At 32.6% G+C, this 6,930-nt stretch carries 6 protein-coding genes and 1 pseudogene; 4 read left to right on the top strand and 3 right to left on the bottom strand.

Features of this window, described 5'->3' with window-relative positions:
• Positions 1-1,075 precede the first annotated feature (1,075 nt).
• Together CJP74_RS00095 and CJP74_RS00090 are read left to right on the top strand one after the other, a co-directional pair.
• Complete coding sequence (locus CJP74_RS00095; protein WP_119496242.1) at positions 1,076-1,762, top strand: hypothetical protein; 687 nt, start codon at positions 1,076-1,078, stop codon at positions 1,760-1,762.
• 1,047 nt (positions 1,763-2,809) lie between these two features.
• Positions 2,810-3,133, top strand: a complete 324-nt coding sequence (locus CJP74_RS00090) for a DMT family transporter (protein WP_119496241.1) — start codon at positions 2,810-2,812, stop codon at positions 3,131-3,133.
• An 866-nt stretch (positions 3,134-3,999) separates the two neighbouring features.
• Here the strand turns inward: CJP74_RS00090 and CJP74_RS00085 are convergent.
• A complete protein-coding gene (locus tag CJP74_RS00085; protein ID WP_119496240.1) occupies positions 4,000-5,136 on the bottom strand; it encodes a DNA cytosine methyltransferase in 1,137 nt (378 codons plus the stop codon).
• 174 nt (positions 5,137-5,310) lie between these two features.
• Here CJP74_RS00085 and CJP74_RS00080 point away from each other — a divergent pair, with 174 nt between their 5' ends.
• Complete coding sequence (locus CJP74_RS00080; RefSeq protein ID WP_147397025.1) at positions 5,311-5,604, top strand: hypothetical protein; 294 nt, start codon at positions 5,311-5,313, stop codon at positions 5,602-5,604.
• Between the two features lie 13 nt (positions 5,605-5,617).
• Here CJP74_RS00080 and CJP74_RS00075 read toward each other — a convergent pair whose 3' ends face one another.
• Positions 5,618-6,091, bottom strand: coding sequence for a transposase (locus tag CJP74_RS00075; protein WP_119496238.1), 474 nt, complete (start codon positions 6,089-6,091; stop codon positions 5,618-5,620).
• A 27-nt stretch (positions 6,092-6,118) separates the two neighbouring features.
• Complete coding sequence (locus CJP74_RS00070) at positions 6,119-6,517, bottom strand: transposase (protein WP_119496237.1); 399 nt, start codon at positions 6,515-6,517, stop codon at positions 6,119-6,121.
• 68 nt (positions 6,518-6,585) lie between these two features.
• Between CJP74_RS00070 and CJP74_RS00065 the strand changes: the two are divergent.
• Positions 6,586-6,920 (top strand): annotated as a pseudogene (locus CJP74_RS00065) (helix-turn-helix domain-containing protein).
• Positions 6,921-6,930 lie beyond the last annotated feature (10 nt).

The raw sequence follows: 6,930 nt of genomic DNA, 5'->3' as shown, positions 1-6,930 counted from the left end.
AGAAAAGCAAAAATTTCTCTCCTCACTAAAAGAGAAAAATTTTTTTCCGCTCCCCTTGTCTTTACGCTAATAATTTAATATATAATTATGCATAAAGCAAAAGCACAACTGATTCAAACTGAAAAGTAAGAATATTTATAATGTTACTTTTCTTAATTGTTAATTTTTTGTAAAAAAAGAGATTTTAAGTGCACCTATTGATTTAGAGTTGCCAAATTTTTTACAACTTAAAAAAATTAACAATTCTTTTCCGTCTCTAAATAAATTAAGAGTTTGGTTTTTTCCTACGGCTTTGAGTAGATTCTCGCTGGATAATTCTTAATTGACTTTAGATATTATAGAAAGATAACCGAGGTTTGTTTTTCTATTTTTTCCACAACTATTTGTTTTTAGTTCTTTTTGGTAAAAATGTTAATTTTTAGAAAATGGATTAAATGCACAAATAGCTTTTAGATTGAATAAAGACACTTATATCCCATTTTAAGTATAAATTCAGATACTTTCCTACAAAATAATAATTATATAGTTTTTTGGTTTTTTTATTTTAACTGTGAGGTTTAGCCCAGCTAAACTCTACAAAATAATAATTTATATAGTTTTTTGGCTTTTTATTTTAACTATTAAGTTTAGCCCAGCTAAACTCAACAAAAATGTTTATTTAGGAAAAAGCAAGCTAAGTTCAACGCTCGCTTTTACTTAATAAAACGATTAAGGCAAGAGTAAACATTTGCCTCACTTATTTTAAATGAGCTTGGTAATTTCTCTGGTTCTTAATCTTGTTCAAGAACTTTGAGCATGACCCTGGTAGTCTTTCAGCAAGTTGGCTTAAGTAAAACTTCAATTTCTCGTGAAGTTGACAGATGTTCTCCCCGTGCAAAGTTTGGGAGAGTTTGAAGTATTATGTTTAGTTTTACTTGAGGTTTTTTGTTGAACTCAAAGCAGGCTTTGCTTGCTAGAATTAGCGTGAGCTAGCTCGCCCCAAGCAATGACTATTTTCTTGAACCCTTGGGGATATAACAAGCCTTGTTATATCTTTGTATGTTGTTAATCTTTTTAGGGTTGGAAAAGCATATTTATGACCGCTAAGACAAAAACCGCACCAATTATGGTGCAAGAAGTTAATTCAGATGATTTAACTAGTGTTAGAAATTATAATCGTAGACCTAAGTTAATGCACAAACGCATTAAAGAGCGTGAACGTATGATTAGAAAACATAATCAATCTATTGACCGTACACACTTTCCTGCGGTTGAAATTGACTTAGATAGCGACAACTTCTATAAACAATATGGCGATCTTTTTGTATCAGCCAAGCACGGTTCTCAGCTGGTAATTAACTTTACTGCACACATTCCTGATAAAAATGGCATTATTAATACTCGCCAATTAAAATATCAACTTGGCACGCCAATGGTTGTTAGAGAAGGAGGTCACTTACGTTACCGCTGTTTAGTAACCGAACACTACTCGCTATTATCACGTCGTGCTAAAACTCAATATTCAGGTTATACTCTAGAAGAATCACGTCAAGTAATTGATTCTAACTCGGTATACCCTTACTTAAGTGCTGACCGTCGTGAACTAATCGATGAACTAGAAAGACGTAAGTTCTACGCTCGTTGTCGTTACCTTGTTGAATGTGCCAAAATCGATTTAAAAGATCGCGGAATTTCCTCTGGGGAAATTCAACGTATAGTTAAAGCATTAAAAGAAGGCTATGCTTTTGCTTACGAAGATTTAAACCCAGAAAACTTTCGCTAAAACATAACTCTGAGCTAGGGCTCAGAGTATATTTTTGTCCTAATAACCACATAGAAAATGTGCCTTAAGGTAAAGTTAGTGCCTAAAATTATCGACAAACAGGTCTTTAACAAAAATCAATAAATAAAATTTTACATTTCTTTACTAAAAGAACTAGAATTTTACATTTTTTGTGCTAATATATAGAGTATAGAAAATGATACCTTGAGAATCGCCTCAAGGCTATATCAAATATATATCTTATTAGTATATTATTTTATTCTTAGAAGTTTAGCAGTGTGTAGTTTAGCCAAAACTACACACTTTTTTAATGTGTGGTAATTTTTTTGTTTGTGGGTAAAGATTTTGTAATTTGCAGAAAGTAAGCTTGCAGTTTACAGGCAAGGATTTTTACAGTTTACATACAAAAAATTCACATTTTGCAGGCAGAATTTTGCAATTTACAGGAAGTAATTTTATAATTTGCAGGAAATTTTTTACATTTTGTAGATAAAACTTTTTAACATTTTGTATTTTGCCAATTGTTTTTGCATTTTGCCAATTGTTTTTGCATTTTGCCAATTGTTTTTGTATTTTCTTGCAAATTACTACAGGATATTGCTCTTTAGCTTTTTTATATTTTCTTTCTCTTTTTTAAAGCTCTGGCTCTTGATCCTTTCAAGATCTAGTGCTTTTAATTTTTGCTCTACTTAGCAAGGTCTGCCTCCAAAGTAACAGAAAAATTAAGCTTTACTTTTTAGTATTTCCCATAGTTAAGCTTCACTTTTTTAGAGCTTTTCTCTTTTAGAGAATATTATCTTTTAGAGCTTTTTCTTTTTTAGAGCATTACATTTGATTAGCTACACTTTTTTAGAAAACTACTAATGGATATTACAAATTAAAAAAACCAATAATCCATTTATCGGCATTCGATAATACACTTATTGGCATAGATAATGCATTTGTCAGCACTTGCTAATGCAATTATTGGCATTCGTTATTTAATTTACTAACATTCGATAATTCATTTATTTTTTTGCATAACTTACATAAGGGAGAATTACCAAGATGGTCGCTTGGCTCTTTTTAATCGCGGCAGGAATCTGTGAAATTGGCTGGCCAGTTGGCTTTAAACTTGCTCAGGCTGCCGAACATCGCTTACTTGGCATTTTAATGGCAACAATTTGTATTGGTCTCAGTGGTTTTTGTTTATTCATGGCACAAAAATCTATTCCTATGGGAACAGCCTATGCTGTATGGACAGGTATAGGGGCTGCAGGTACTTTTGTTTTAGGAGTTATAGCTTTTAGAGAACCTAGTACATTTTTAAGTTGGCTAGGAGTAGCTATGATTATTGGTGGAGTTATTGTTCTTAAAATTGCCAATAAATAAGAAATAGAAGGTAAAAGGCTAAGCTAGGAGGCAACCCAAGCTCCAACGCAAAACTAGCAAGCCAAACTCTAGATCCAACGCAAAACTAACCAAAAAAACTCTAGCTCCAAGACAAAACCAACAATCCAATCTCTAGCTCAAAGACAAAGCTAGCAAACCAACAAAAAAAATCAACACTAAACTTAGAGGCAAACACCAGCCATAAGTTAAAGATAACCAAAAAACTCTTCGTTTACAAAAAAACCTCTAGACAGTCTCTAGAGGTTTTGATTTATTGCTTAAACTACTAAGAATTAATTTTTTAGGCTGTGCCTAAAATAGGCTCACTAAGTTAGTGAGCCTAACAAACAGATAAAATATCTATGCTAAGGTTATAGATATCCTTGTCTTCTGATAAAACGAGCCTTAAATTTTTTACCAGAAGACTGTACCTATATATTACTAACTTTACAAATTATTTGCAAAAAATTGTCTTTGTTTTTGTACTAAAACTCAATAAGATATCTTATTAAAGCGGACAAAACCATGATAAATAAACAGATATAACTTTGAAATCTGTAAAAGATTCACCTACAATTTTTAGGTATTACCCCGATTTTTTGTAAAAAGTAAAATAGTGATTTTACTTTTTAAAATAGATTAGAGATTGTTAATTAGCAATATTTTTAAACCAAACAAACCCAAATAAGCTTATCCCTAAATTTTAGCTCCACAAGTTACTCTCTAACAGTTTTTACCTCGGCAAAAAGCAATTTTTGCCGAGGTAAATAGTGGTTAATTATTTGCCTTACACCCCTCAAGTAAATTTACTCTCTAACTTACTCTCAGGTAGTGAAGCCAAAACTAACTTTTCTTTTCTAAGATCTCTAGATTTGTTTGGCAATAGCATTAATTACTGGTACTGATACCGAATTACCAAACTGCTTGTAACTTTGCATATCGCTTACAGGAATAATAAACTCTTCTGGAAAACCTTGCAGTCTTGCTGCTTCACGAGGAGTTAACTTACGTGGATTAGCCTTGTCTTGAGCAATAAGAATTTCACTACCGTCTTTATAATACCTTGCAGAAATAGTATTAGTATAAGGACTCTCATGATCAAATAAACTATAACCAAAACCATTACCTTTTTCTTGGTGTTCGGCTTTACGACGTTGATGCCCTTGCCAAAGCTTATCGGAAATAGTGTACTTGCTATCAACCTGAGTTTCGAGAATATCCCCTACTCGTGTTACTTTTCCTGTTGCTTGCGGAAAAGTAAAATCACGACAAGCCTTTACTTGTTGCTTATCAAAGCCAACAATGTAAATTCTTTCGCGGTTTTGTGGTACGCCAAAATCTCGAGCTTTAAGTACTTGATAATAAACTTGATAGTCTAATTCTTCGAGTACTCTAATAATAGTTTTAAAAGTATTACCTCGATCATGGGAAACGAGATTTTTTACATTCTCAAGTAAAAAAGCACGTGGACGTTTAGCTTCTAAAATTCTTGCTACCTCAAAAAACAAGGTACCTCTAGTATCAGCAAAACCTAATTTTTTCCCAGCTTGAGAAAAAGCTTGGCAAGGAAAACCAGCTAGTAAAATATCATGCTCAGGAATTTGCTCATTACTGATTTGGGTTATATCTCGACAAGGTTCTTCCCCATAGTTGAGGCGATAGGTCTTAGCTGCAAATTTATCTATTTCACTACTAAAGACTACATGGGTTTTACCTGTTTGCTGAAAACCTAATCTAATCCCGCCAATACCTGCAAAAAGATCTATTACTTTAAAAGGTGCCTCGGCACGAGAAACAAAAGGTGCCTTTTGGGCAAAGTCTAATATCCTTTGTAACTGCAAAGGAGAGGGTGTAGACTCCCCAGCTTCCCAACTTCTTAAAGTTCGCTCTCCAGACTTTCCCATTCCAAGAGCATCAGCAAATTCTTTGGCAGTTAAATGCAAGTTACTGCGCTTTTGTTTAATTAAAGCACTAGCATCTCTTAATTCAATTTTGTCATTCATATATATTAGTTCCACACTTTAGCTAAGGTAACTCACTCCATTAAATTTTGTTAAAGTCCTTATTAGTTTAATTTAACAATAAGGACTTTATTATGGCACAAAAGCTCAACAAAACCGAGTTAATAGCAAGTTTAATCAAGATACAAAAAAAAAGCAAGAAATAATGTGGAGCAAATGAATGTTTTAAACAAGGAAGTAGATACTTTACTTTCTTATTTCATCCCTAATGATAACGACAAAACAGCTAAAACCTCTCGCCTGATTACTTCAAGACTAATAGCACAAGTTTTACGACAACATGAACATTGGATGATGTGTGAAGAAATCGCGAAAAAGGTGCTTAATTCGCAAGGACTGTCTATCTTTGTAGATGTGGGAGATAAGCACTATCAAGCAACAAAACGAATTTTATATAGGATTAAAAAACAAGGGGAGTTCAGAATTGCGGTAGGGCTTTTGGGCGATTAAATAAACTTTACACTTAGTTTTTCCACTGCCAATATACAGTCTTAAAATCTATTTGAATGCGAGTAATAATTCCATCTTTATGGAATTTATTAAGTTGTTTACGAATAGAATCAAAGTTCTTTTGCGAGGGAGTATATTCATTATTCTCTATGGAGAAAATGCAATATTTTTCTTTGTGAATTACGGTGCAAAGTTTATTAAATGGCATTAAAACTTCATAAGCACAATTTTCATCCGTATTAATTTTAGTTTGTTCTTGAATAAACTTTTTCACAACGTTAGCTGTTTCAGCGTAAGTCATTAATACTTGTGTATGTTTTGCCCCTTTCTTATGTACTGATTTTTCTACTGGTGTATAATGTTCACAAGCAACAATAACACAACGCTTGTGATGATTTTGATTTTCTTTCAAGCGATAGTCAATGCGGTCAGATTTTTTATTAGTTTTACGTGGAGCTGTGTGGACGTAAGTACCGTCTATCCCCACTTCACCTTGTAATACTCTTAATTCTCGTTATTCTAGTAAGACTTTGCGTAATTTATTGGCAAGTACATAAGCGACTTTATATTGCACACATAAATCAAGTGATAGATGTAAAGCAGATATACCTTTAACCGCATTAAAAAATAACACTATTGCTAATAAATAGATTTGTATAGATAATTTGTGATGAGCAAAAATAGTTCCTGATGTAAGACTAAAGGTATGGCGACAATGTTTACAACGAAATTGCTTACGAGTAGCAATAAAATAGGCTTGATGAACACAACCGCATTGAGGACAAGTGACGATAGTATGACTTCCCCATCTTATTTCACAAAGCAAATTAAATGCTTGTTCATCCGTCAAGCTCACTACTTGACGAATAGAAAGAGTTTTTGTTTTGGATGAAAGTAAAAATTGTTGAGCCATAATTGCAGTTTTACCCTAACCAAATTAAAATATGAATAAACTTTTATATGCTATATGAATATGAAATAATGTGCATATGTGATCGTTTAAAACAGGTGTTAGAAGTTAAGAATATGGCTGTTACTGAATTTTCTAACGTGACTGGAATTTCTTATCGTTCAGCAATGAATTACTTAAAAGAAGGAAGAGATCCAAACGAGGAGGCTTTAATAAAAATTCATAAAGGACTTTCTGTAAATGTAACTTGGTTGCTCTCTAGAAATGGATTGATGTTTCAGACAGCAATGCTAGAAAGTTCGATTACAGGGCAAGAAAAAAATTGATTACAGACTATCGTTTGATGCCTAAAAAATTAAAAGATGCTTTTTCAATTTCTTTTAAAGAAATTTCAGAAAAACAATAAATATTATTTT

Source organism: Psittacicella melopsittaci (assembly GCF_003585925.1).
Lineage (GTDB): Bacteria > Pseudomonadota > Gammaproteobacteria > Enterobacterales > Psittacicellaceae > Psittacicella > Psittacicella melopsittaci.
The sequence above is the reverse complement of the archived record's forward strand: the minus strand, read 5'-3'. Positions and strand labels throughout refer to the sequence as shown.